Source organism: Candidatus Pelagibacter bacterium nBUS_28, assembly GCF_051200915.1.
Taxonomy (GTDB): Bacteria; Pseudomonadota; Alphaproteobacteria; order Pelagibacterales; family Pelagibacteraceae; genus Pelagibacter.
In genome coordinates this window covers 1,267,106-1,292,359 of the sequence record NZ_CP172844.1, presented here as the reverse complement: position 1 = coordinate 1,292,359, position 25,254 = coordinate 1,267,106, and the positions used below count along the sequence as shown (strand labels likewise).

The following is a 25,254-nucleotide window of genomic DNA, read 5'->3' as shown; positions in this document are numbered from 1 at the left end:
CTACATGAATTTAAAAGATTGTTATAATTTTAATGATTTTAGAAAATTAGCAAAAAAAAAATTACCATCACCTATCTTTCACTATATTGACGGTGGTGCAGATGATGAAGCTACATTAAAAAGAAACACCGATGCTTTTAATGATTGCGATTTAATCCCCAATGTTTTGGCAAGTGTAGGCAAACCTGATTTATCAACTACAGTTTTTGGTAAAAAAATTGATATGCCAATATTTTTGTCTCCAACTGCTATGCAAAGACTTTATCATCATGATGGTGACAAAGCTTCAGCTCGAGCTGCAGAAAAGTTTGGAACCTTTTATAGTATGTCTACCATGGCAAACAATACTATTGAGGAAATTGCTGAAATTTCAAAAGGCCCAAAATTATTTCAACTTTATGTTCATAAAGACCAATCAATTACAGACGATTTAATTGAGAGATGTAGAACATCTGGTTATGACGGTATGTGTTTAACAGTAGATACATTAGTTGCTGGAAATAGAGAAAGAGATCACAGAACTGGTTTTACTACTCCTCCAAAACTCACACTTCAAAGCTTAATGAGTTTTGCAATGCATCCAGAATGGGTATTTAATTATTTTACGCATGGAAAATTTGAATTGTCGAATGTGAAAAATAAGACAGATAAAGGAACTAATATTTCAAAATCAGTTATTCAATATATTAACGAGCAGTATGATCCGGCAATGAATTGGAAAGACGCTGAATATTGTGCAAAAAAGTGGAACAAACCATTTGCATTAAAAGGTGTGATGTCTGTTGAAGATGCAAAAAGAGCAATTGATATTGGTTGCACTGCTATAATGATCTCAAATCATGGGGGTAGACAGCTAGATGGTTCAAGATCACCTTTTGACCAAGTAAAAGAAATTTCAGATGCAGTTGGTGATAAGCTTGAAATTATTTTAGATGGTGGAATTAGAAGAGGTACTCACGTTTTAAAAGCTTTAGCTGCAGGTGCTACAGCGTGTAGTTTCGGTAAAATGTTCTTATTTTCTCTAGGTGCTGGGGGTCAGGCAGGTGTAGAACGTCTATTGCAGAATATGCATGATGAAATAAATCGAAATATGGTATTAATGGGTTGCAAAAATATTAAAGAATTAAATAGAACAAAAATAATTTATCGAAAATAAATAATTAAGGAGAATTAAAAAATGAAATTAGCAGCAAGTTTAAATCGTTTGGGAACCGAGTCAGCTTTCAGTGTTTTAGCAGAAGCTAAAAAATTAGAAGCAGCAGGAAATCCAATGATACATCTAGGACTTGGTCAACCTGATTTCAAAACGCCAAAACATATAGTTGAAGCCGCTAAAAAAGCTCTAGATGATGGTCATCATGGGTATGTTCTTTCAAATGGAATTCTTGAGTGCAGACAATCAGTCACTAGAAAAATTAAAAAACTTTATAATCAAGATATAGATCCTGAGAGAATTATTATAATGCCAGGTGGAAAACCTACAATGCATTACGCCATTCAATGTTTTGGTGAACCTGGGGCAGAAATCATTCACCCAACACCTGCATTTCCAATTTATGAGTCAATGATTAATTATACTGGATCAACGGCAGTCCCTTATGATTTGACAGAAGACAAAGATTTAAAATTTAGCGCTGATAAAATTTTGTCTTTGATAACCGATAAAACTAGATTGTTAATTTTAATTAATCCGAATAATCCCACAGGAAGCTTTGTAGAAAAATCAGAAATAGACAAATTAGCAGAGGGACTAAAAAAATACCCTCATGTAACAATTCTAAGTGATGAAATTTATAGTAGACAAATTTTTGATAGAAAAGAAATGCCTTCATTTTTTAACTATCCAGAATTAAGAGATAGATTAATAGTTCTTGAAGGTTGGAGTAAAGCCTATTCAATGACCGGTTGGAGATTGGGTTGGAGTTTTTGGCCAGAAGAATTAGTTGAGCATATTAATAAATTGTTAATTAATAGTGTGTCATGTGTTAATGCAGCAGCGCAGTTTGCAGGTATTGCGGCTTTAGATGGGCCTGATGACTCTATAAATGAGATGATGGAAAAATTTACTCAAAGAAGAAAATTAATTCATGAAGGGCTAAATAGTTTGCCAGGTATTGAATGTAGTTTGCCAGGTGGAGCATTTTACGCTTTTCCTAAAGTTATAGGAACTGGAATGAATGGCTCAGAATTTTGTAAAAGAGCAATGCATGAAGCTGGAGTTGCAATAGTACCAGGAACTGCTTTTGGTAAAACTTCTAAAGATTATGTAAGATTTAGTTTTGCAGCCTCTCAAGATAACATTTCTAACGCATTGGAAAATATCAAAAAAATGCTAGGCTAGTAGTAATGTCTGATCTAGTGCTGCCAAAAATTGATAAAAATACAATCAAACGTAAAGATGAAATTGTAAAAAATTTATCTAAAATTTCTGGTTCAGAAAATGTGTTAAGTCATCCTGATGAAATTAAACCTTATGAAACAGATGCACTTGCTGCTTATACCCAAACTCCATTATTGGTAATTTTACCAAAAGACACAAAAGAAGTTAGTGAGATATTAAAGTATTGTCATAAAGAAAATATTAAAGTGATCCCTAGAGGTGCTGGAACTGGTTTGTCAGGTGGTGCCTTACCATTGCAAGACGCAGTCATACTAGGTTTAGGAAAATTTAATAAAATTTTAGATATTGATTATGAAAACAAGTGCGTAGTAACGCAACCTGGTGTTACAAATTTAGGGATAACTCATGCGGTACAGCATAAAGGGTTCTATTATGCCCCTGATCCTTCAAGCCAATTAGCTTGTTCTATAGGAGGTAATGTTGCAGAGAACTCTGGTGGAGTGCATTCTCTTAAATACGGAACAACTACAAATAATATTCTTGGAGTTGAAATGGTTTTAATGGATGGAACTATTTGTAGATTTGGAGGAAAGACATTAGATCAGGAGGGATATGATTTAATGGGTTTAATTTGTGGATCTGAAGGATTGCTTGGTGTTGTTACAGAAGTAATTGTTAAAATTTTAAAAAAACCACAAGTAGTAAAAGCCGCATTGATTGGTTTTCCATCTATTAAAGAAGGAGGAAATGCAGCATCAGAAATTATATCTAATGGGATTGTTCCAGCAGGTATGGAAATTATGGATAAAGCATTAATTGAAGCAACAGACAATTTTAGCAAAGCAGGGTACCCACGTGATGCTGAATTATTATTGATAGTTGAGCTTGATGGTACAGAGTCAGAAGTTAATGAATTGTTGAAAAAAGTAAGTGAAATTTCAAAAAAAAATAATTGCTCTAGTCTTAAATTAAGTAAAAATGAAGAAGAGAGATTAAAATTCTGGGCGGGAAGAAAAGGAGCTTTTCCAGCTTGTGGAGCAATGGCTCCTGATTATTATTGCATGGATGGGGTTATTCCAAGAGGAAAGCTTGCTGAAGCTTTATTAGAGATTAGAAAGTTATCTGACAAATATAAATTATTAGTAGCTAATTGTTTTCATGCAGGTGATGGAAACCTACATCCATTAATAATGTTTGATGGAAGTGATAAAGAACAATTAAGAAAAACAGAGGAATTCGGAGCAGAAATTCTTAAACTTTGTGTAAAATTAGGTGGTGTTATAACTGGAGAGCATGGGGTAGGAATTGAGAAAAGAGAATTAATGTGTGAAATGTTTAATGATAGAGATATTCAACAACAATTAGATATTAAAAAATCATTAGATGAAAAAAATTTATTAAATCCAGGAAAGGTTTATCCTATTTTAAGAAAATGTGCAGAGGAAGGAAGGGTTCATGTCCACAAAAGTGAAAATAAATTCCCAGATCTTCCAAGATTCTAATAATACTTATTACCCAAAAGACGAGGCAGAAGCATCAAACTTAATCAAAGAATTTTATAAAAAAAATTTACCAACTGAAATAGTTGGCACTAACACTAAAAGTTTTATTGGAAATACAACTCAAGCATCCAATAAAATTTCACTTTCTAAATTATCAGGTATTATTGATTATTTTCCAGAAGAACTTTATATAAAAGTTAAAGCCGGTACACCTTTAGAGGATGTAGAAAAAGCTTTAGAAAAAAATAATCAAGAATTAGCATTTGAGCCAATTGATTTTGGTTTTATAGAAAACGGTAAATCTAACAAGGGTACTGTTGCAGGTTGTTTGTCATGTAATTATGCTGGCTCTAGAAGATTTAAAGTTGGAAGCGTAAGAGATCATGTTTTAGGATTTCAAGGTATTAACGGCAAAGGTGACATCATTAAATCTGGAGGAACAGTTGTAAAAAACGTAACAGGTTATGATTTGTCAAAATTAGTAACAGGATCCTTTGGAACTTTGAGTGTTTTAACCGAAATTACTCTTAAAGTTCTACCAAAGAAAAGTTTTTCAAACACAGTAGTGATTGATGTAAAAGATGACAAAATAATTTATGATTTATTTGATAAAATAGCAGGTTCAAGTAGTGAAGTATCAGGAGCTGCTTTTGTTCCAGAAGAACCAAAAGATGAAAATTATTTAAAAAATAGAGATAAAATTTTTAAATTTAATGATTTAGATTTTAAAAGTTCATTTTTAGCATTTAGAGTAGAAGGAGATAAAGTTTCAATTAATGAGAAAATTAAATCTTTGACAAAAGAGTTGCAATTAAACACTTTTAAAACTTTCCTGCTGGACACTTATCAATCAGAGCCATTTTGGAAAAAAATAAATAATTTGGAGCTTTTTGAAAATACAAAAAATAATTTGATGAGAATAGTTATTGAACCATCCAATGGATCAAAAATGATGAAGTATTTAGGTAATAAATTTAAGTATTATATCGATTGGTGTGGTTCATTATTTTGGGTTGAAGTACCAGAAAAAAAAAATATGAAAATTAAAGAAATTAAGAAAACTACCAAAGAGTTTGGTGGATACTTAACAATTATAAAAACATCATCGGAATATGATTATGAAGAGTCGATTTTTACCATTGACGATGTTCGACTAATAATTTCTAAAAAGATTAAAGAAAGTTTTGATCCAAAAAGAATTTTAAATCCTGGAAAAATGTATAGAGGAGTTTAATGCAAACAAATTTTTCACTAAAACAATTAGAGGATAAAGATAATTTAGCTACAGAAAAAATCTTCAAACAATGTGTTCATTGTGGAATGTGCAATGCTACATGTCCTACCCATCAGTTATTAGGAGACGAGCTTGATGGACCAAGAGGAAGGATTTATTTAATAAAAGACATGTTGGAAAATAATAAAAAACCAACAGAAAAAGTTGTTAAACATATTGATAGATGTCTTTCTTGTTATAGCTGTATGACCACATGCCCTGCGGGTGTAAATTATATGCATATCATTGATCACGGGAAAAAATATATTGAAAAAAATTATGAAAGATCTTTTTTTGACAAATTAATTAGACATTTTTTATCAATAACACTTCCTAATACAAAAATTTTTAGATTATCAAGTTTTTTAGTAAAACTAAGTAAGCCTTTCAAATTTTTAATGCCATCAAAAATTAAAGACATGATGGAGTTAATGCCAACTCATTTTCCAAAAAAACAAATTGAAAATAAAGAAATCTATAAAGTTAAAGGTAAAAAAAGAATTGCTAGAGTTGCGTTATTAACTGGTTGTGTTCAAAAAGAAATTTCTCCACAAATTAATGAAGCAACAATTAGACTATTAAATAGACATGGAGTTGAAGTAGTGGTTCCAAAAAAAATTCGTTGCTGTGGATCTTTAAATCATCACCTGGGAAAAGAAGATGATGCTCACCAGGACTTTAAAAATAATATTAACATTTGGTATGATGAACATCTAAAAGGTAATCTAGATGCAATTTTATCTAACACCTCCGGATGCGGAACTACAATGAAAGATTATGGGTTTATTTTTAGAGATAATAAAGAGCTAAGCAAAAAAGCAAAAGTTATCTCTAGTTTAACTAGAGATATCTCAGAATATATTTTTGAAAGTTTAAAATTAGATATCAAGGCAAAAAATAAGAAATATAAAGTTGCATACCATTCAGCTTGCTCTATGCAACATGGTCAAAAAGTTCACTCTCAACCGATATCGCTTTTAGAAAAAACTAATAATCAAATTCTTGAAATTCCAGAAGGACATATTTGTTGTGGTTCAGCTGGAACTTACAATATTTTACAGCCAGAAATTGCCAAACAATTACTCTCTAAAAAAGTCAATAATATTGAGAGTTTAAACCCTGATTTTATTTCAACAGGAAATATTGGTTGTATTACCCAAATTTCTCATGGTACAAAAGTTCCAATTGTACATACAATTGAGGTTTTAGATTGGTATACAGGAGGTCCAAAACCACAAGCACTACTAAGGAATTAACTATGAAGAAGATATTGGTCACAAGAAAACTACTTAAAGATTGTGAAGATAAAGCTCAAAACACTTTTGATGCAAAATTAAATTCCAATGATGAACTTTATTCTCAAACAAAATTAATTGAATTAAGTGAGGGTTGTGATGCTGTATTGACATCTTTGACTGATAAGATGGATGAAGAAACAATCAATAAACTACCCAATACTGTTAAAGTTATATCCAATTTTGCTGTTGGATTTGGAAATATAGATTTAGAAGCAGCCAAAAAAAGAGGAATAGCTGTAACCAACACACCCGAAGTTTTGTCAGACGCAACTGCTGAAATAGGGATTCTTCTCATTTTAGGAGCATGTAGAAGAGCAGCGGAGGGAATTGAAGCTGCCAAAGAAAGTAATTGGAAATGGTCTGCAGATTATTTAATTGGGAAGCAGTTAACAGGTGCTAGACTTGGTATTTTGGGAATGGGAAGAATTGGTCAAAAAATTGGAAAAATTGCAAAGTCACTTGGAATGATAATTCATTATCACAATCGTTCTAAATTAAGTGTAGAAAAAGAACAGGGTGCTATTTATCATGATAGTTTAAAAAGTCTTTTTTTAGTATCAGATGTTTTGTCGATTTGTTGTCCTGCTACAAAAGAAACTGTAAATTTGATTAACAAGGAAACAGTAGAATATTTTCCTAAAGGTGCAGTAATCACAAACGTTGCACGAGGTGATATTGTAGATGATGAAGCTTTAATTGATGCTTTAAATAGAAGAAAAATTTATGCGGCTGGTTTAGATGTCTATAAAGGAGAACCAAATTTAAATCCTGGTTACTTAAAGATTAAAACAGCTTTTATTTTACCTCATCTTGGAAGTGCAACTAAAGACACTAGAACTGCAATGGCCAACTTAGCGATAGATAATATTGATGAGTTTTTCAATACAGGCAATTGTAGAAATAAAGTAAATTAAATCTTTATTCATGAATAAACCTGTTTTAGCTAAATCAAAAGCTATTACAATTTTTATAGTTTTTGCTTTAGGCTATTTTATTTCAACTCTATTAAGAGCAATTACAGCCACTATCTCACCAGAGTTAGTTTTAGAATTTAACTTAACAGCAGGTGAACTAGGACTTCTTGGTGGAGGATATTTTTTAGGATTTGCAAGTGTTCAAATTCCTTTAGGGTATTTATTAGACTCTAAAGGTCCTCGAAAAATAGTTTCATATTTTTTATCTTTATCTATCGTTGGACTTATTTTATTTGCAACTGCTCAAAACTTAACAATGCTTTTAATTTCAAGGGTTTTGATTGGAGTTGGAGTTGGTGCATGTTTGATGGGACCTTTAACAGCCTATCGAATTTGGTTTCAAGATGAAACTCAGCAAAGGGCAAATTCATGGATGTTAATGGTTGGTGCTGTAGGAATGCTATCATCTAGTTTACCTGTTCAATATTTATTACCTTTAGTTGGATGGAGATTTATATTTTTGTCTTTAGCGCTTCTCACTTTTGTTAGTATATTATTAATAATAATTTTTATTCCGAAGTGGCAGTCAAAAAGTCTTGATAACAAAAAGTTAAATGAAAGTAATCTAAGAACTATTTGGAAAAATTCCTTATTTAAAAGTTTAGTTCCAATGGGGTTCTTCAGCTATGGAGGTTTATTTGCCATCCAAACTTTGTGGGCTGGGCCATGGATGATTAGAGTATCAGGGTATACTCCTGAGGAAAGTGCCCAAGGGCTTTTTATAATTTATCTATGTATGTTAATTTCTTTTTTAGTTTGGGGTTACTTTGTTCCAAAATTTTCAAAAAATGTAAATGATGCTATCAGGTTACTAAAAATTGGAGCCCCATTAAACCTATTTGTACTCATGTTAATAATTTATTTAGGTCCAAAAGCAGGATCTATTCATTTTGCTATTTTTATAGTAAGTTCTATTTTTTTATCACTAACCCAGCCAGCTGTTGGAATGGCTTTCCCAATTTCTAATGCAGGAAAAGCTCTTACTTCTTTTAATTTATTAATTTTTATTGGAGCTTTTTTCATTCAGTGGATAATCGGTTTAATAATTGATGCAGGAATTAGTTTCAATTTATCTGAAATAAATTCATTTAAATTAGCAATGATTTTTGTGCTCATTACATCTTTATTTTCTTATTTATTTTTTTTAAGGAAGGCGAAAATAAATTAATTTAAACCAAATGTTTGTATATTGTGGTTCTTGACACACCAAGCTTTCTAGAAGCTACTGAGATATTATTAGTTTCTGAAAAAGTAGATCTAATTAATATACATTTCTCTCTTTTTATTTTTGTGTCTTTACAATTAACGCAAGCATAAGTTTTATTTTTGACTATTAATTCATGTGTCTGATTAGGTTTTAAATTTTGGTTTTTAATTACAAAAACTGACGATCCTAAATAATCAGTTATTTTTAAAACTTTATTATTTAATAGATCAGAAGCAATAGAAGAAAATGAACTTGTAAAAATATTATTAAAATTTTGATTTTTTAAATCAACAAGACCATGTAACATTATTTTAGCATTTGTGTTAGATCCAACAATCAAACCATCCCCATTAATTGCAAGTAACCCCACACTTGTTGTTGAAAGGTATTCTGGTCTAGGATGGAAAGACAAAATTAGCTCATTAGAGAATTTATTAATAAAAAGTTTTGTTTCTATACTTCTTGTTGCAAGATTCACTAATGCTAAAGTATGTTGCTCTCTAGACCTTGCGTCTGTAGAAGCATCAATAATTCCTATAATTTTTCCATCGTAGTTAGTAATTGGACTTGCAAAACAAGATAGTTTTTCAAGATTAGTAAAAAAATGCTCTTTACCTGAGACTATAGTTGGTTTTTGTATCTCAACAGCCAATCCTAAACCATTAGTTCCACAAATTTTTTCAGCCCAAATTGATCCAGGTATAACCGATTTTCCTACATCCGTTTGAAGACATGTTTTGTCATAAATTGTATCTAAAACTAATCCCTCGTTATCAGAAAAGGCTACCATAAAGTTTGTACCAGCAACTTGAGAATATAAAAGTTCCAATTCTGGAATAACTATTTTCCTTAAATCTTTTTTTTCTTCTCTAATTTGGTCAAGTTGTTGGCTTGAAATAACACTTTTTTTTGGGCCTTTAAAAGGATCAAGTCCATTTGAAATACATCTTGCCCAGCTTTCAGAAATCTCAGAACCCATTTCATTTGATAGCATTCCTCTTTTTTCTAATATTGATTTATATTCTTTATCTACCAAAGCTAAATTGTTCATTTTTTTAACATTAGGTTTTTTTAGATAAATTAACAACCAACCTAAGGTTGTATTTGTTAATTAATTGGACAACTAAAAGTGAGATTGACTCCTTTACTACTCTAAATTTTAATAACGTTCAGAATAATTATTAAGGGAGAATTTAATGAAAGCACAAGTTTTACATAAGTATGACCCAGAAATGAAAGAAAAAGTATGGGTAACCGAACAAGAAATGCCTGACCCAAAGTTAGAAAAATCTTCAGATGTGATAGTAAAAATAGGTGCTGCAGGAGTTTGCAGAACTGATTTACATATTGTTGAAGGAGCATGGAAACATATTCAAGACCCTAAGGGAGATTTATTACCTATGGTAATGGGTCATGAAAATGCAGGTTGGGTTGAAGAAGTTGGAAAAGATGTTACTGGATTCAAAAAAGGTGACCCAGTAATTTTACACCCAATTATTTCTGGAACAGATGGAACTTGTTTAAATTGTCGACGAGGATTAGATCAACATGCTGATGAAGGATCGTTTCCGGGTCTCAATATTAAAGAAGGTGGTTATGCTGAATTACTTAAAACAAGTGTTAGAAACTTAATTAAGCTTCCAACAGTTTTGGCCCCAAAAGATGTAGCACCTTTTTCAGATGCTGGATTAACTGCTTATAGAGTTGTAAAAAAAGCTACAAGACATTTGTTGCCAGGTCAGAATTGTGTAATCATAGGTGCCGGTGGATTAGGTCATATTGCAATTCAATGTTTGAGAGCAATGTGTGCAGCTAATATTATTATTGTTGAAAAATCCAAAGCAGCATTAGATCATGCTATGCCTTTAGGTGGTGATGAAGGTGTTTTAATTGATGGAAATGAAACTGAAAGAGTTTTAGAACTTACAAAAGGTAAAGGTGCTGAAGCCGTTATAGATTTTGTTGGTGAACATGGCTCCACTAAGATGGGTCTTGATATGACTTCAGGTGGTGGATTTTATTATATCGTTGGTTATGGAGAAGAAATTAAAATTTTAGCTGTTGATGTAATTATTTCAGAAAAAAACATAATAGGAAATTTAGTAGGAACGTGGTCTGAGTTATATGAGCTTATGGAGTTGGCTAATAAAGGTTTAGTTAAACTTTCTATGCAGGAATATAAATTAGGCGATGCTAATAGAGCGCTTCATGAACTTAACGAAGGTAAAGTTAAGGGTAGAGCTGTTTTAGTTCCATAATAACACAAAGGGGAGAGTAACAATGAAAATAACAAAAACTTGCTTGAGTGCAATAATATCAAGTGTCTTGATATTTAGCCCAATGGCATATGCAGATAAGTGGAGCGATCAATTTCCACATATCAAAGCTACAGGAGATATTGCTGGTGATTGTTCTTACGAAAAAATTTCTAAGAAAAATTACAAAGGAAAAACTCTTAAAATAAATACGCACGCAGTTCCAGTAATTGGACAGCCTACAGCTCTTCATGCTGAACAGTTTGCAAAACTAACAGGGGCAAAAGTTGATGTAACACATACACCTGCAGGTGACTTGTATGCAAAAGCTATGGTTCCTTTTAAAGCTGGTCAAGCTCCATACGATATCGTATTTGGTTTTTCTAACTTTATAAATGACTGGAGACAATACTTGGCACCAGTTCCAAAAAAATACATAAACACAGTTGAGATGAAAGACGTAACTAAATCTCATGTTGGTGTTTCTTCTTGGGATGGAACTATGTATCAATATCCTGTTGATGGCGACAGACATTATCTAAAATACAGAAAAGACGTAATAGATAATCCTGAAATGCAAAAAAAATACAAAGCAGATACTGGTAAAGAGTTAAAAGTTCCTACAACTTGGAAAGAATATGGTGAAATGGCCAAATACTTTAACGGTTGGGACTGGGACGGAGATGGAGAAAAAGAATACGGTTCAGCTGAAGTAATGAAAAAAGACGACTTAATGTTTGCAAGCTTTTTCAGTAGATCTGTGGCGTATGCTAAAAATCCAAGAACTCCAGGTGGTTTCTTTTTTGATTTAGAAACTATGAAACCAAATATTAACAATCCAGGATTTGTTGAAGCTTTAACTGATTGGGTAGAGGCTACTAAGTATGTTCCTCCAGGAGGAATTAACTTTGGACTAGGTGATGAAATTGGATCATTTGGTGGTGGTCAAACACTATTTAGTTTTTCATGGGATGATGCTTTCATAGCAGCGATGCAAGATGATAGTCCTATTAAAAATAAAGTAGGTACGGCTCCTCTTCCAGGTGCAGATAAAGTTTGGAATAGAGTATCTAACAAATGGGAAAACAAATATAACCAAGCACCGTACATTGTATGGGGTTGGGCTGTAGGTGTTGCTAAGAAAAGTAAAGTGCAAGAGATGGCGTTTGATTATCTATGTTTCTTTTCTAACGGAGCAAATCACCAAGCTGACCTAGCAATTGGTAACTTTGGGGTTAATCCATTTAAAAACTCTGATTTCGATCCACAACTTTATATTAATACTATGGGTTGGGATGCAGACATCGCTAATAGTTACACTAAGACACTTAAAGATATGGAAAAAAGTAAAAATAGAGTTTTCCCTTTAAGAGTTAGAGGTGTGTTTGAGTTCACTAGTGCAGTTGCTACTGGAACTTCAAAAGCGCTTGCTGGACAATTATCTCCACAAGAGGCTTTAGATGAAGTTGCTAAAGAATGGGAAGCAATTGTTAGCAGAGTAGGCATGAAAAATGTTCAAGAAGACTACGCTGTTGGTGTTAAAATGGAAGACAACAAGTTATAATAATAACTTTAATATGTGGCCGCTTTTCATTAGTGGTCACATATACTATAATCATAATTCAACATCATGAACTTTAAGCACAAGTATATTTTTTTATTTCCTGGGTTATTTGTTCTCATCGGAATTTTAATATTCCCAATAATTTTTGTTGTACGATTGAGTTTATCAGGTTGGAACAGTTACAATGGATTAAATTTTATAGGCCTTGAAAATTATATCAGGCTATTCACAGATGACCCTCGATTTTGGGAATCATTTTTTAGATTAAGTTTTTTATCGGTTACTACTGTTATCCTACAGTATGTAATTGGGTTTGCACTAGCACATATGGTTTGGAAGGATATTAAGTTTCAAAGGTTTTTTAGAGTACTGTTTTTAATACCAATGATGACAACACCTGTGATTATGACTGTTATTTGGAGAACCTTCTTTCACGAGTCTTTAGGTCCAGTTAATGATATTTTATCCAACTTTGGTATGTCACCTAAGTGGCTTACGGATCCTACTTTAGCTAAAATTACGGTCATCATTGTTGAGGTTTGGCAGTGGACACCTTTCATGTTTTTATTGTTATTAGCTGGCCTTTTATCTCTTCCAAAAGAACCATTTTTAGCTGCTGCAATTGATGGTGCTAGTCCTATAAGAAAATTCATTTATGTTACATTTCCGTTAATGGCACCAATTTCAATTGGAGCAATAATTATTAGATTAATTGAAGCCTCAAAAATAATGGACACAGTTTATGTTTTAACCTCTGGTGGTCCAGGCACCTCAACTGAAACATCTAGTTTTTATATATTTATTAAAGGATTGAGAGAATTTCAGATGGGTTATGCGGCTTCAATGTCATTCACTTATTTAATCATCATGATCATAAGTTTAACTGTCATTGCTAAAGTATTAACCAAATTATTACTTAAAGATTAAATATGGGAAAAATATATACATTCTTAAAATACTTTTTTATAACAGTTTGGACTGTGTTTGTTGTGGCTCCTTTTCTTTGGGCTCTAACCACTTCTTTTAAAGATTTTAATTCTGTAAATGGTGGAGCAACATATATTCCTTGGGTTGATTTTGAGCCCAAGTTAGAAGGTTGGAAAGTTCTGATTAAATCACCTGCAAATGGTGGGGTTGATATTATTGAACCTTACTTTAACAGTTTGTTTGTAACTTGTACTGCAAGTTTAATAAGTATTGTACTTGGAACATTATCTGCTTACGCCTTATCTAGGTATACTTTTAAAGCTGGTTTTGTAAAAAATAATGATATCACATTCTTTTTTATATCTCAAAGAATTATGCCACCAATTGTTTTATCGATACCTTTCTTTTTATTTTTGGGATCAATAAATTTGTTAGACAGTTTAATTGGATTAATAGTTGTTTATATTGTTTTGTTAATGCCCATAGCTGTTTGGATTATGGTAGATTTTTTCAATAAAGTTCCAAGAGAGATTGATGAAACAGCTTTAATTGATGGTTGTAACCCTTATCAGGCTTTTTTTAAAGTTGTACTACCAAATTCAATTCCTGGATTAATTGTAGCTGGAATGTTTTGTATTATATTTGGTTGGATTGATTTTTTCTTTGCATTCATTTTAACTTTTACTGAGGTACAGTTGTTACCAGTTAAGATAGTAGCATTGAACTCTTCTATTACACCATGGTGGAGTTTATCTGCCTCAGCATTAGTATCAGTCGCACCTTTAATCGTAGTTGCATTTATTGTTGAAAGATATTTATCAAAAGGAAATTTATCTGGAGCTATTAAATAATGAATTTAGTTGCTGAAAACTTGAGCTACAAACCGGAAGATCAATTTCATTTAAACGAAGTTTCTTTTGATTTTAAGAAAGGTAATATTTATACAATTCTTGGAAGAACTCTATCAGGCAAAACAACATTATTAAAAACTATCGCTGGATTATTAACTCCTGATAGTGGTTCTATGAAATTTGAAGATAGAGATTTTTTAAAAGTTCCAGTGTGGGAAAGAAATATAGCAATGGTTTATCAACAGTTCATTAACTATCCACACTTAAATGTTTATGAGAACGTTGCTTTCCCGCTTAAACAAAGGAAAATAGACAGCAATGAAATAAATGATGTGGTTTTAAAAGCTCTTAAGTCAGTAGGACTAGAAGGATATGATAATAGAAAAATTCAAGAATTATCTGGCGGTCAACAGCAGAGAGTATCTTTAGCAAGGTCGCTTGTTAAGAATGCAAAAATTTTATTGCTAGATGAACCTTTAGTGAACTTAGATTACAAATTAAGAGAGCAATTAAGAGAAGAATTTAAAAATATTTTTTCACAAGGTTTGTCAGAGGAAAGTATTGTAATCTTTTCAACTACAGATCCAAGAGAAGCAATGGAACTAAATGGAGAAGTAATAGCAATTGATGAAGGTAAAGTTTTACAGGTTGGCCCAGCAAAAGAAATTTTTGAAAATCCTAGAACATTAAAGGTTGCAGAAATTTCTAATGACCCTCCTATGAATATTTTAAATGCCAATATTGACTCAAATAAGATAAAATTTGAAGGGATAGAGGTAGATATACCTAAACATCTATCTAATTTAAAAGATATAAATTTTAATTTGGGTATTAGAGCTTCAGATATTGAGTTAAGTGATAGTGGCTTTGAATTTGAAGTGGAGTTAGCAGAAATAAGTGGTTCAGAAACTTTGCTTCATCTTAAGAGGGGAGATGTAAAAATTATAACTTCAATTGAAGAAGTTATGAATTTCAATATTAATGATAAAGTTAAAATAAATTTTAATACAAAAAAAGTTTATGCATTTAACGAAAGTGGAATTTTAGCATCATCACCGTTTGGAGGATCATATGTCTAAAATAGATCTTAATAATATCTCTCATTCATATAATCCTAATGATGTAGAACCTAAATATGCACTAAACCCATTTTCTATGACCTGGGAAAATGGAAAAAGATATGCAATTTTAGGACCTTCTGGGTGTGGGAAAACTACAATGCTAAATATTGTTTCCGGTCTGGTAAGACCTTCAGCTGGAAATATTTTATTTGATAACAAAGATGTTACTGATCTTAAAACTGAAAGCAGAAATATAGCTCAAGTGTTTCAATTTCCAGTAATTTATAACACAATGACTGTTTATGATAACTTAGCATTTCCATTAAAGTGTAGAGATTTTTCAAACAATAAAATTGAAGAAAGAGTTAATTCTGTAGCAGATACCTTAAATTTAAAATCTTTTTTAAATTCTCCTGCCAGAAAACTCACTGCGGATCAAAAACAACTAATTTCTCTTGGCAGAGGTTTAGTTAGGGAAGATGTTGCGGCTGTTTTAATGGATGAGCCACTAACAGTTATTGACCCTGACTTAAAGTTTAGACTTAGAAGAAAACTTAAAGAAATTAATGAAGAGTTTAAAACAACTTTGGTTTATGTGACTCATGATCAAAATGAGGCCATGACTTTTGCAGACAATATAATTGTAATGAGTGAAGGTGAAGTTGTTCAAGCAGGAACCCCAAAAGAATTATTTGAGAGACCTAATACTACTTTCGTTGGATATTTTATTGGTTCTCCAGCTATGAACTTATTTGAGTCTGAATTATCATCAGGCAATAGTCTTAAGATTAATGACACCATAGTCAAAACAAGCACAGATTTATCAAGCTTAAAAAGCAAAAGTCTTAAATTAGGTATAAGATCTGAGTTTATTAAAATCGCCGAAAACCAAAAAGAGAACATATTAAATGTTGAGGTAGAAAAAATAGAAGATCTTGGTAATTACAAGTTGTTAACTGCAAAAATGGGAAGTCTTACCATTAAGTCTAAAATAAGTAGAGAAACTGAAGTTCCATCGCATAACGTAAAGTTATATGTACCAGCTGAAAAGTGCTGTGTTTATGAAAATAATAAATTGATTTAAATCAAACTATTCAACTTTAAATTGTATTTAATTAACTATGGGGCATTTAGGCTATGGACTCTAATCATGCTTTATAATTAACATAGCATAGTTAATTAACTAAACGAGGAGATACTAATGATTAAAGATAAGAAATCATTGAAGGGTTCAAAAACACCTTCAAGACGTAAGTTCTTCAAAGCAGCAGCAGCAACAGGTGCAGCAGCAGCAACAGCTGTGGCAATGCCAAATGTAGCTTTTGGTGCTCCATTAACTTTAAAGATGCAAGCAGCTTGGCCATCAGGCGCTAACATCTTTTTTGAAATGGCAGGAGATTATGCAAAAATGGTTAGCGACATGTCAGGAGGAGAATTAAAAATTGATCTTCAGCCTGTTGGAGCAATTGTAAAAACTTCAGAAATTGGACAAGCAGTAAGTTCAGGCGTAGTTGATATGGGTCACTGGGTGACTGCATATTGGTATGGTAAAAATGCTGCAGCTTCACTTTTTGGAACTGGTCCTTCATACGGAATGTCATCTCAAGAAGTAATGGGATGGATGGAGTATGGTGGAGGGAGAGCATTATACGAAGAAGCAGTAAAAAGTGTAGGATTTAATTATACTGGTTTCTTTCATATGCCAATGCCAGCTCAACCATTTGGTTGGTTTAAAAAGAATGTAACAAAAGTATCTGATGTTAAAGGTATGAAGTATAGAACAGTTGGTCTTGCGACTAACGTTTTAACTGCTATGGGAATGGTCGTAAGACAATTACCAGGTGGTGAAATCCAACCAGCTATGAAAACTGGTTTGATTGATGCTGCAGAGTTTAATAACCCTACATCAGACTCACAGTTTGGAATGCAAGATGTCTCTAAACACTATCACTTAGGAAGTTTCCACCAATCTCAGGAAATGTTTGAAATTCCTATGAATACTAAGAGACTAAACAGCCTTTCACCTGCTCATCAAGCTATTCTGAAGAATGCCGCTTATGCCGCAAACTCAGATAACTACTTCAAAGCGCTAGTTAGATATTCTACTGACTTAGCTAAATTGATGAACGAGCATAAGGTTAACGTTTACCAAACATCTGATGCTATCCTAGCAGAACAGTTAAAAGGTTGGGATAAAATCGTTGGTGAGTTCTCTGCTAAAGATGCTTTCTTCAAGAAAGTAGTAGACTCACAAAAAGCATACGCTAAGAGAACAATGAAGTATCTGTTGATGAATCAACCGAACTACAAATTAGCTTATGAAAATGAGTTTGGTCCAATCGGAAAAGTTAAAATCTAATTAACTTTAAATAAATTATAAAGAAGGGGGTTTAAACCCCCTTTTTTTTTACAGATTTTGTACTGAAATAAAGATAGGTTTATTTATTAATGAGAAATTTTATTAAATTTGCTGATACGCTAAGCACCTCTATGGGTAAAGCCTTTTCTTGGTGTATAGTAATTTTGATGGGTGGTACAGTTTATGAAGTCGTAATGGCTTACGCATTTAACAAGCCAACACTTTGGAATTTTGATTTTAGTATGCAAATGTATGGTGCAATACTTATGATGTCAGGTGCTTACTGTTTGGCTGAAGAAGCCCATGTAAGAGGAGATGTTATTTACAGATTATTTAGTGAAAGAAAACAAGCTTGGATTGACTTAATACTTTATTTTCTTTTCTTTTTTCCTGGTGTGGTAGCTTTAGCATTTTATGGGTTTGAATATGCAGCACTAGCGTGGAAAATAAAAGAAACTAGTTGGAGTAGCCCAGCTCAAATCCAAATTTATATGGTTAAATCAATGATTCCAGCGGCAGGTATTTTATTGATCATACAAGGAATTAGCGAAGTATGTAGATCAATTATTTGTATTCAAGAAGGAAAATGGCCAGCAAGAATGGTTGTTGCAGAAGAAACAGAAAAAGTTTTAATGAGACAAGCTGAAAGTGAGAATAAATAAAAATGTTTTTAAGTCTTACAAATCCTGAAGTAGCAATCTTTATGATGGGAATATTTTTATTCGCAGTGCTTTTAGGTTTTCCAATAGCATTCACGTTAATGGCAATGGGAATTGGTTTTGGCTATTACGCATATTACGATGCAACAATGATGGAGCACATATTCGATAACAGAATATTTCAATTATTTGTTCAAAATACCTATACAGTTATGGATAATAATGTCCTGACAGCAGTACCATTGTTTTTATTTATGGGCTACTTAGTGGAAAGAGCCGGTATAGTTTCAAAATTATTTTTTGCTATAAGATTAGCAGCACATAGGCTTCCAGCATCGATGGCCGTGGCCGCATTAATAACTTGTACATTATTTTCTACCGCTACAGGAATTATAGGAGCCGTGGTAACGCTAATGGGTTTACTTGCTTGGCCTGCAATGGTGAAGGCAGGTTATGATAAAAAATTTGCATCAGGTGTGATTTGTGCAGGAGGATGCTTAGGTATTTTAATCCCCCCAAGTATTATGTTAATTGTATATTCAGTAATAGCACAACTGTCACCATTAAGATTGTTTGCTGCTGCAATTTTTCCAGGACTACTTTTAGCTAGTTTATATATTGGCTACGCAGTTTTCAGAGCATGGATGAATCCGGCAATTGCGCCAAAACCTAAAGCAGAGGATATACCGCCTCGAGCAGAAATTTTAAAAGAAGTACTGGTTTCTTTTGTACCACTTTTTGGACTAATCATGTTAGTGCTTGGAACCATTTTAGCTGGAATAGCAACACCCGCAGAAGCGGCTGCAGCAGGAGCTTTTGGAGCAATATTGTTATCGTGGTTTTATAAAACTTTAAAATGGCAAAACTTTAAAGAGTCTGTATTTTTAACAGCAAAAACTACGGCAATGATTATGTGGTTGTTTATTGGTTCTTGGACTTTTTCTTCAGTTTTTTCTTATCTAGGAGGACATGAGGTATTTGAACATTTCTTCACTTCAATCAATATAACCACTTGGCAATTTTTAATAATTACTCAAATAATAATTTTTCTTTTAGGTTGGCCATTAGAATGGACAGAAATTTTAATTATTTTTGTTCCAATATTTTTACCATTATTAGAAGTATTTAATGTTAACCCATATTTCTTTGCAATGCTGATCGCTCTGAATTTGCAAACATCTTTTTTAACACCTCCAATGGCAATGTCAGCTTACTATTTAAAAGGTGTCCAAAAAAATAATGTTGAATTAATGGATATTTTTAGGGGTATTATGCCATTCCTTGGCATTGTAATTTTTGCAATGTTTTTAATGTACATGTTCCCTGGAATTGCATTATGGTTGCCTGAAACATTGTTTGCGAATTAAATAAGAAATGACAGATATTTTAGAGCTAAAAGTTGAAGACATCGTATCAAAAATAAAAGATGCTCAATTAACTTCGGTTGAGGTTTGCCAAAAATATGTTGAAAGAATAAATAAATTTGAAAAAGATGTAAAAGCGTGGGTTCATTTAGATAAAAAACTATTACTTAAAAAGGCAGCTGAGGCTGATGAATATAGACGATCTGGTAAACCAACAGGACCACTACATGGAATTCCTGTTGCACTTAAAGATATTATTGGAACAATTGATATGCCAACTGAGTGCGGAACACCAATTAGAAAAGGTAAATCTTACTCTCAAAATGCAGAAATAGTTGATTTACTTCTTTCCGCGGGGGCAATTGTCATGGGCAAAACAGCAACATCAGAACTTGCTTATCTTGGTCCTTCAAAGACCACAAATCCACATGATCATTCAAGAACACCAGGTGGCTCTTCTAGTGGATCAGCAGCTTCTGTTGGATCGTTTATGGCACCACTATCAATTGGTTCACAAACTGGAGGATCAGTAATAAGACCCGCATCTTATTGTGGTGTTGTTGGGTACAAACCAACATATGGATTAATTTCAAGAAATGGTGTTTTAAAAACATCAGATAAATTAGATCACATGGGAGTATTTGGAAGATCTGTTGAAGATGTTGCTCTACTTGCTAAAGTTTTAATTAGGAAAGATAATCACGACAAAGCAACAGTTCACTACTCAACAGAAAACATGTTGAGTGAAACAAAAAAAGGGCCTTTGTTTGAACCAAAGTTTATTTTTTATAAAACTGATTATTGGAAATTACTTGATAAAAAATCAAAAGATGCATTTGAATACTTCATAAAATCATTTAAAAAAAATATTGAAGTTTTCGATACACCTTCCTACTTTAAGGATATTCACAAATATCATCAAATAATTCATGAAACTGATTTGGCAAATAATTTTGGTTTGTATTTTAAGAAATATAAAAAAAAATTATCTAAATATATGCAAGATGCTATTTCAAAAGGAAATAAACATTCAGCCAAAGATTATGCTGAGGCAATTGATTTTATGAAAAGAAGCTATGATTCATATGAAGAAGTATTTGAGGATTATCACGGTGTTTTAACACCTTCTAGTCCTGGTGTTGCTCCAAAAGGTTTGAAAAGTACAGGCACAGCAGAATTTAATAAGGTCTGGTCTTATCTTGGTACACCTTGTATTTCTCTTCCATTACTTCAGGGTGATGGTGGTATGCCTCTAGGAGTACAACTAGTGGGTGCTCGTTATGATGATCATAGGTTTTTAGGTGTTGCCAATTGGCTAGAAAAGGAATGTAATAAATAAAATGCAAAAATTTACAACATTTCTGGGGTCTTTGCTTGCAGGTGCTTTTTTAATTGGGTTGGCAACAACGCTAACTCGATCTTCCATGATTGGTTTTTTTGATGTGCTGCCAGTTTATATTTTGATGGCTGTAGCTATCTTCATGATGCTGTACGAAGCTTTCTTTGATAAAAAATAATTACTAATAGAAAAAAGTTGTCTGATAAAAAAAAAAATTTTTTAGCTTTTTCACTTTTATTTATTCAGCCAATTTTCATGGCATCTAATTTGATTGTTGCAAGAGGTGGGGTTGAATATGTACCGCCAATTTCATTAGCATTTTGGAGATGGACAGTGGTAGTTTTATTGCTTCTACCATTTACATTTTCTTTTTTAATAAAAAACTCTAAAATAATTAAAAAAGAATTTAAAAAACTCTTTTTTTTAGGCGCAATGGGATGTGGTGTTTGTGGAGCGTTTCCTTTTTTAGCAGGGGAAACAACTACAGTTACTAATATGGGAATTATTTATACTTCTTCACCCATATTTATTATTTTAATTTCAGCAATTTTTTTTAACGAAAAAGTTAATTTTATTAAAATTATTGGTTTAGTTTCTTGTTTATTAGGAGTTTTTGCAATCATTATCAAAGGTGATTTTAATTTATTATTAAATTTAAATTTTACAATTGGAGATCTATGGATGTTAGCTGCAGCCATTGGCTGGGCTCTTTATTCTGTCTACCTTTTTTATTGGAAATCTAAATTGCCTATTTTTCAAAGATTTACATTAGTAGCATTTTTTGGAGCAGTAAGTTTACTTCCATTTTATATAATTGAAGAAGCAACTGTTCAAAGAACTTTATTTAATTTACAATTTTTTTTATGGGTTATATTTGCTGCAATATCTCCAGGAATAATTGCATTCACTCTTTATACTCAGGCTCAAAAAAGCCTAGGTGCGTCTTTAACTGGTTTTACGCTCTATATTTTTACAATTTATGCTGCAATTTATGGATTTGTATTTTTTGATGAAAAATTGGAAACTTTTCATTATTTAGGCACAGTTTTAGTATTCTTTGGTGTTTATTTAGCTAAGAAAAATTATGAAACTAAAACGTAGGAATTTTTTTTTGGAATTAATTATTGGAATAATTATTGTTTACGCATCAGTGTTAATTCTTCTTTTTATTTTTCAGAGAAGCTTAATGTATCATCCTGATGAGAACAATTACTTTGGTGATAAGCTGGAAGTAGTCATAGAAAAAGTAAAGATTGTAACTTCAGATAATATAGATTTATTAGGATGGTTTCACAAAAAAGATCTTAAAAGATTTAAGACAATTGTCTATTTTCATGGCAATGCTGGAAAACTTGAAAATAGAATTCACAAATTAAATCATTTTAAAGATATGGATATTAATTTTTTAATAATAGCTTGGAGGGGTTTTAGTGGTAATAAAGGAAAGCCTAATGAAAAAGGACTTTATATAGATGCTAGAAGTACCATCCAGTGGATCAAAAAATTAGGCTTAAAAGAAAAAGATATTATACTTTATGGAGAGTCTCTTGGAACTGGCGTTGCAACTGAGATAGCACAAAGCAATAATTATGCTGGATTAGTACTTGAAACACCTTTTACATCAATGGTTGAAGCAGCAAAAAATTTTTATCCATATATTCCAGTGTCTATTTTGTTAAAGGATAAGTATGACAATCAAAAAAAGATCAAGAATATTAATATTCCGGTTTTAGTGATGCATGGTGAAGTTGATCAAATTGTTCCTTTTTGGATGGGCAAAAAAATTTATGAAATGGCCAATCAGCCAAAGTATTTTTATTTTACTAAATTTGACGATCATATGATGGAATATGATGAAAAGCTTTTATTTAAGCTAGAAAAATTTATCAAAAGTTTAAATTAAGCCACATTCTAAACAAACATAGCACAAATTCCTTTATTAGATATTACGTGTGAAGAAAACACTTTTAATACTTATCATTTTCTTTTCTTTTAAAAACTTAGTTGCAGCAGAAGAAAATAAATTACTGATTGATAATTTATTCCATATAGATCAAATGAACTCACATAATGAAAATTTTGCTCTATATTTTAAGGCAAGAGAGAAGGCGATATTAGCAAGAGGAGAAAATAGTAATTATATAAATGATTTTCCCAAAGATCTTTATATGTATGATTATAAAACCAAAAGTTCATCTCCACTAATTTCTTATGAATGGTTTCCCAAAAGAGCAAAATATTTTCTTGAAGAATATGATTTTCCAGTATTTCCAGATGATTTTGCCTACTATCTTTTAAAAGATAACAAAACATTAGTAATGATAAGTGCTGTTAAAAGTCTTAATACTAATTTTAAATTTGATATTAGTAAAAAAAAATTAGAACTTTATCCAAAAAATGGAAAATTTGATTTTATCATTTCATCAATAGCTAAAAATTGTGGACATGATAATTTTAAAGAAAATTATAAGTGTAGCTTCTATAAGCCTTTAATATCAAGCACTTTAATCAACTAATTTGAGTAAAAGCGTCAGCAAATTTTTCTGCATCAAAAATTTGTAGATCATCTTCTTTTTCTCCTAAGCCCAAGGCGATAATTGGAAGTTTATATTTTTTAGCAACTGCTAAAAGTATTCCTCCTTTTGCAGTACCATCTAATTTTGTCATTATAAGACCAGTAATAGGAATGATTTTATTAAATTCTTCAACTTGATTTATTACATTTTGCCCTGAAGTAGCGTCTAAAACTAAAATTACATCGTGAGGAGCTTCAGGATCTATCTTTTTTGTTACGTTTGCAATTTTTTTATATTCTTCCATCAAATTTTTTTTATTTTGTAATCTTCCAGCAGTATCAATTAAAACTTGATTAAAATTATTAGCAATTGCGTCTTCTATAGCTTTATAAGCAACAGATGCTGGATCTGCTCCCTGAGAAGATTTTGTTATCTCAACCTCTACTTTATTTGCCCAATTTTCTAATTGTTCAATAGCTGCAGCTCTAAATGTATCTGATGCAGCTAGCATAACTTTATTTCCATTTGCTTTTAATATTTTACTAATTTTTCCAATGGTTGTTGTTTTTCCAACTCCATTTACACCTGAAACTAGTGTGGCATTAATTTTTTCTTTTTTTTTAAAAAAAGTATTGTTCTCAAGTGGCTTCATCAAAGAAACTATATATTCTTTTAAAATTGTATTTATTTCCTCGGCAATATTTTTCTTTGGATCAATTTTACTATCTGAAATTATTTCCTTAATCTCAGATGCAGCTATAATGCCAACATCAGATTGAATTAAATATTCTTCGATTCTGTCTAAGGTTTTGTCATCTATTTCTTTTTTTACAACTATATCTCTTAGACCAGACGTAAAAGCAGATGCACTTTTTTTAAAACCGGATTTAAATTTATCAAAAATTCCCATCAAATATTAATCTCAATATTTTTTATATCTGAGACAGGTCCTTTCATGTGAATACTATTGTTCTCATCAATAGATATTGATAGTTTGCCTAATGCGAACTCAATATCAGTTTTTTTATCTGTTAATCCATTAATATTTGCCGCTACTGCTGTAGCGCATGCCGCTGTTCCACAAGCTTTTGTAAGTCCAGCCCCTCTCTCCCAAACCTTAACTCTAATTAATTTTTTACTCACAACTTTTGCAAGTGTAACATTACATTTCTCTGGAAAATATTCATGATTTTCTACTTCAGGGCCTATTTTTTTTAAGTCATAGTCTTCAATATTATCTACAAAAAAAACAATATGAGGATTTCCTACATTAACTGCAGTTCCACCTACATGTTCAATATTATCTTTGTTAATAATTTTAATATTCAGGTTTTTTGTATTTAAATCTTCATTTAATGGAATTTCATTCCAATTGGTTTTTGGAATACCAATTTCCGTTTCCACTAAATTATCGCCTAAAATTTGTGATTTTAATCTTCCTGTAGAAGTCCAAAGTATAATTTCTTTATCATTGTTTTCTTTTGATAAAAGATCAGCTACACATCTAGTCCCATTTCCACAAGCACCAGAAACGCTTCCATCTGAATTGTAGAACTCTAAGTTAGCATCTTTTCTGTCAGTTTTTTGAATAAAAATTAGTTGATCACATCCAATAAAACTCCGATCACATATTTTAATAATTTGATCTTTGTTTAGATTATAAATTTGATTTCTTTGATCAATGATCACAAAATCATTGCCCAAACCATCCATTTTAAATGCTTTAATATCCATATATAGATATTTAACTTATTTATTGACTTT

The 25,254-nt window shown here is 31.8% G+C and carries 24 protein-coding genes; 21 read left to right on the top strand and 3 right to left on the bottom strand.

The features are described from left to right. The first annotated feature begins 4 nt into the window (after nucleotides 1-4). From ACIJYC_RS06830 to ACIJYC_RS06800, 7 genes are read left to right on the top strand one after another with little or no spacing between them, the layout of a single operon-like run. Nucleotides 5-1,156 (top strand): alpha-hydroxy acid oxidase, encoded by a 1,152-nt coding sequence (locus ACIJYC_RS06830; protein WP_435165982.1) that lies wholly within the window; start codon nucleotides 5-7, stop codon nucleotides 1,154-1,156. A gap of 21 nt (nucleotides 1,157-1,177) precedes the next feature. Next, the gene (locus ACIJYC_RS06825; protein WP_435165979.1) at nucleotides 1,178-2,341 is read left to right on the top strand and encodes a pyridoxal phosphate-dependent aminotransferase; all 1,164 of its coding nucleotides are present in this window, start codon (nucleotides 1,178-1,180) and stop codon (nucleotides 2,339-2,341) included. A 5-nt stretch (nucleotides 2,342-2,346) separates the two neighbouring features. After that, nucleotides 2,347-3,843 carry an FAD-linked oxidase C-terminal domain-containing protein gene (locus tag ACIJYC_RS06820; protein WP_435165975.1) on the top strand — a complete coding sequence of 499 codons (1,497 nt, stop codon included), beginning with the start codon at nucleotides 2,347-2,349 and terminating at the stop codon, nucleotides 3,841-3,843. Then, nucleotides 3,809-5,077 (top strand): FAD-binding protein, encoded by a 1,269-nt coding sequence (locus ACIJYC_RS06815; RefSeq protein ID WP_435165972.1) that lies wholly within the window; start codon nucleotides 3,809-3,811, stop codon nucleotides 5,075-5,077. Before ACIJYC_RS06820 ends, ACIJYC_RS06815 begins: the two co-directional genes overlap by 35 nt. After that, the gene (gene glcF, locus ACIJYC_RS06810; protein ID WP_435165969.1) at nucleotides 5,077-6,372 is read left to right on the top strand and encodes a glycolate oxidase subunit GlcF; all 1,296 of its coding nucleotides are present in this window, start codon (nucleotides 5,077-5,079) and stop codon (nucleotides 6,370-6,372) included. The genes ACIJYC_RS06815 and glcF overlap by 1 nt, the downstream gene beginning before the upstream one ends. A 2-nt stretch (nucleotides 6,373-6,374) precedes the next feature. Continuing rightward, the gene (locus ACIJYC_RS06805; RefSeq protein WP_435165966.1) at nucleotides 6,375-7,328 is read left to right on the top strand and encodes a 2-hydroxyacid dehydrogenase; all 954 of its coding nucleotides are present in this window, start codon (nucleotides 6,375-6,377) and stop codon (nucleotides 7,326-7,328) included. Nucleotides 7,329-7,338: 10 nt separating this feature from the next. Further along, entirely contained in the window at nucleotides 7,339-8,556 is a 1,218-nt protein-coding gene (locus tag ACIJYC_RS06800) for an MFS transporter (RefSeq protein ID WP_435165963.1), read from the top strand. A 1-nt stretch (nucleotide 8,557) separates the two neighbouring features. Here the strand turns inward: ACIJYC_RS06800 and ACIJYC_RS06795 are convergent, their stop codons facing one another. After that, complete coding sequence (locus tag ACIJYC_RS06795) at nucleotides 8,558-9,646, bottom strand: GAF domain-containing protein (protein WP_435165960.1); 1,089 nt, start codon at nucleotides 9,644-9,646, stop codon at nucleotides 8,558-8,560. A 145-nt stretch (nucleotides 9,647-9,791) separates the two neighbouring features. Here ACIJYC_RS06795 and ACIJYC_RS06790 point away from each other — a divergent pair, with 145 nt between their 5' ends. The 14 genes from ACIJYC_RS06790 to ACIJYC_RS06725 all read left to right on the top strand — a co-directional run bounded on the left by ACIJYC_RS06790 (nucleotide 9,792) and on the right by ACIJYC_RS06725 (nucleotide 23,490). After that, nucleotides 9,792-10,853: an NAD(P)-dependent alcohol dehydrogenase gene (locus ACIJYC_RS06790; protein WP_271507667.1), complete on the top strand. Its 1,062-nt coding sequence runs from the start codon at nucleotides 9,792-9,794 to the stop codon at nucleotides 10,851-10,853. Between the two features lie 22 nt (nucleotides 10,854-10,875). Continuing rightward, entirely contained in the window at nucleotides 10,876-12,414 is a 1,539-nt protein-coding gene (locus tag ACIJYC_RS06785) for an ABC transporter substrate-binding protein (RefSeq protein WP_435165956.1), read from the top strand. 66 nt (nucleotides 12,415-12,480) lie between these two features. Next, on the top strand, nucleotides 12,481-13,341 hold the full coding sequence (locus ACIJYC_RS06780) for a carbohydrate ABC transporter permease (protein ID WP_271507662.1): 861 nt from the start codon (nucleotides 12,481-12,483) through the stop codon (nucleotides 13,339-13,341). Between the two features lie 2 nt (nucleotides 13,342-13,343). Beyond that, nucleotides 13,344-14,192, top strand: coding sequence for a carbohydrate ABC transporter permease (locus ACIJYC_RS06775; protein ID WP_271488292.1), 849 nt, complete (start codon nucleotides 13,344-13,346; stop codon nucleotides 14,190-14,192). Beyond that, nucleotides 14,192-15,271 carry an ABC transporter ATP-binding protein gene (locus ACIJYC_RS06770; protein ID WP_435165953.1) on the top strand — a complete coding sequence of 360 codons (1,080 nt, stop codon included), beginning with the start codon at nucleotides 14,192-14,194 and terminating at the stop codon, nucleotides 15,269-15,271. Before ACIJYC_RS06775 ends, ACIJYC_RS06770 begins: the two co-directional genes overlap by 1 nt. Continuing rightward, the gene (locus ACIJYC_RS06765; protein ID WP_435165950.1) at nucleotides 15,264-16,337 is read left to right on the top strand and encodes an ABC transporter ATP-binding protein; all 1,074 of its coding nucleotides are present in this window, start codon (nucleotides 15,264-15,266) and stop codon (nucleotides 16,335-16,337) included. Before ACIJYC_RS06770 ends, ACIJYC_RS06765 begins: the two co-directional genes overlap by 8 nt. A gap of 117 nt (nucleotides 16,338-16,454) precedes the next feature. After that, nucleotides 16,455-17,612, top strand: coding sequence for a TRAP transporter substrate-binding protein (locus ACIJYC_RS06760; RefSeq protein ID WP_435088219.1), 1,158 nt, complete (start codon nucleotides 16,455-16,457; stop codon nucleotides 17,610-17,612). An 89-nt stretch (nucleotides 17,613-17,701) separates the two neighbouring features. Beyond that, the gene (locus ACIJYC_RS06755; RefSeq protein WP_435088217.1) at nucleotides 17,702-18,274 is read left to right on the top strand and encodes a TRAP transporter small permease subunit; all 573 of its coding nucleotides are present in this window, start codon (nucleotides 17,702-17,704) and stop codon (nucleotides 18,272-18,274) included. Nucleotides 18,275-18,276: 2 nt separating this feature from the next. After that, nucleotides 18,277-19,638 (top strand): TRAP transporter large permease, encoded by a 1,362-nt coding sequence (locus ACIJYC_RS06750; protein ID WP_435096539.1) that lies wholly within the window; start codon nucleotides 18,277-18,279, stop codon nucleotides 19,636-19,638. 7 nt (nucleotides 19,639-19,645) lie between these two features. Beyond that, entirely contained in the window at nucleotides 19,646-20,974 is a 1,329-nt protein-coding gene (locus ACIJYC_RS06745; protein ID WP_435165948.1) for an amidase, read from the top strand. 1 nt (nucleotide 20,975) lies between these two features. Then, a complete protein-coding gene (locus tag ACIJYC_RS06740; RefSeq protein WP_435088211.1) occupies nucleotides 20,976-21,152 on the top strand; it encodes a hypothetical protein in 177 nt (58 codons plus the stop codon). Nucleotides 21,153-21,169: 17 nt separating this feature from the next. Further along, nucleotides 21,170-22,075 (top strand): DMT family transporter, encoded by a 906-nt coding sequence (locus ACIJYC_RS06735; protein WP_435165945.1) that lies wholly within the window; start codon nucleotides 21,170-21,172, stop codon nucleotides 22,073-22,075. Then, entirely contained in the window at nucleotides 22,059-22,877 is an 819-nt protein-coding gene (locus tag ACIJYC_RS06730) for an alpha/beta hydrolase (RefSeq protein ID WP_435165942.1), read from the top strand. The genes ACIJYC_RS06735 and ACIJYC_RS06730 overlap by 17 nt, the downstream gene beginning before the upstream one ends. Nucleotides 22,878-22,926: 49 nt before the next feature. Beyond that, a complete protein-coding gene (locus tag ACIJYC_RS06725; protein WP_435165939.1) occupies nucleotides 22,927-23,490 on the top strand; it encodes a hypothetical protein in 564 nt (187 codons plus the stop codon). Here ACIJYC_RS06725 and ftsY read toward each other — a convergent pair. Both ftsY and dapF read right to left on the bottom strand, forming a co-directional pair. Next, a complete protein-coding gene (gene ftsY / locus ACIJYC_RS06720; RefSeq protein ID WP_435165936.1) occupies nucleotides 23,483-24,400 on the bottom strand; it encodes a signal recognition particle-docking protein FtsY in 918 nt (305 codons plus the stop codon). The genes ACIJYC_RS06725 and ftsY overlap by 8 nt on opposite strands. Continuing rightward, nucleotides 24,400-25,224: a diaminopimelate epimerase gene (gene dapF, locus ACIJYC_RS06715; protein WP_435165933.1), complete on the bottom strand. Its 825-nt coding sequence runs from the start codon at nucleotides 25,222-25,224 to the stop codon at nucleotides 24,400-24,402. The genes ftsY and dapF overlap by 1 nt, the downstream gene beginning before the upstream one ends. Nucleotides 25,225-25,254: the final 30 nt, after the last annotated feature.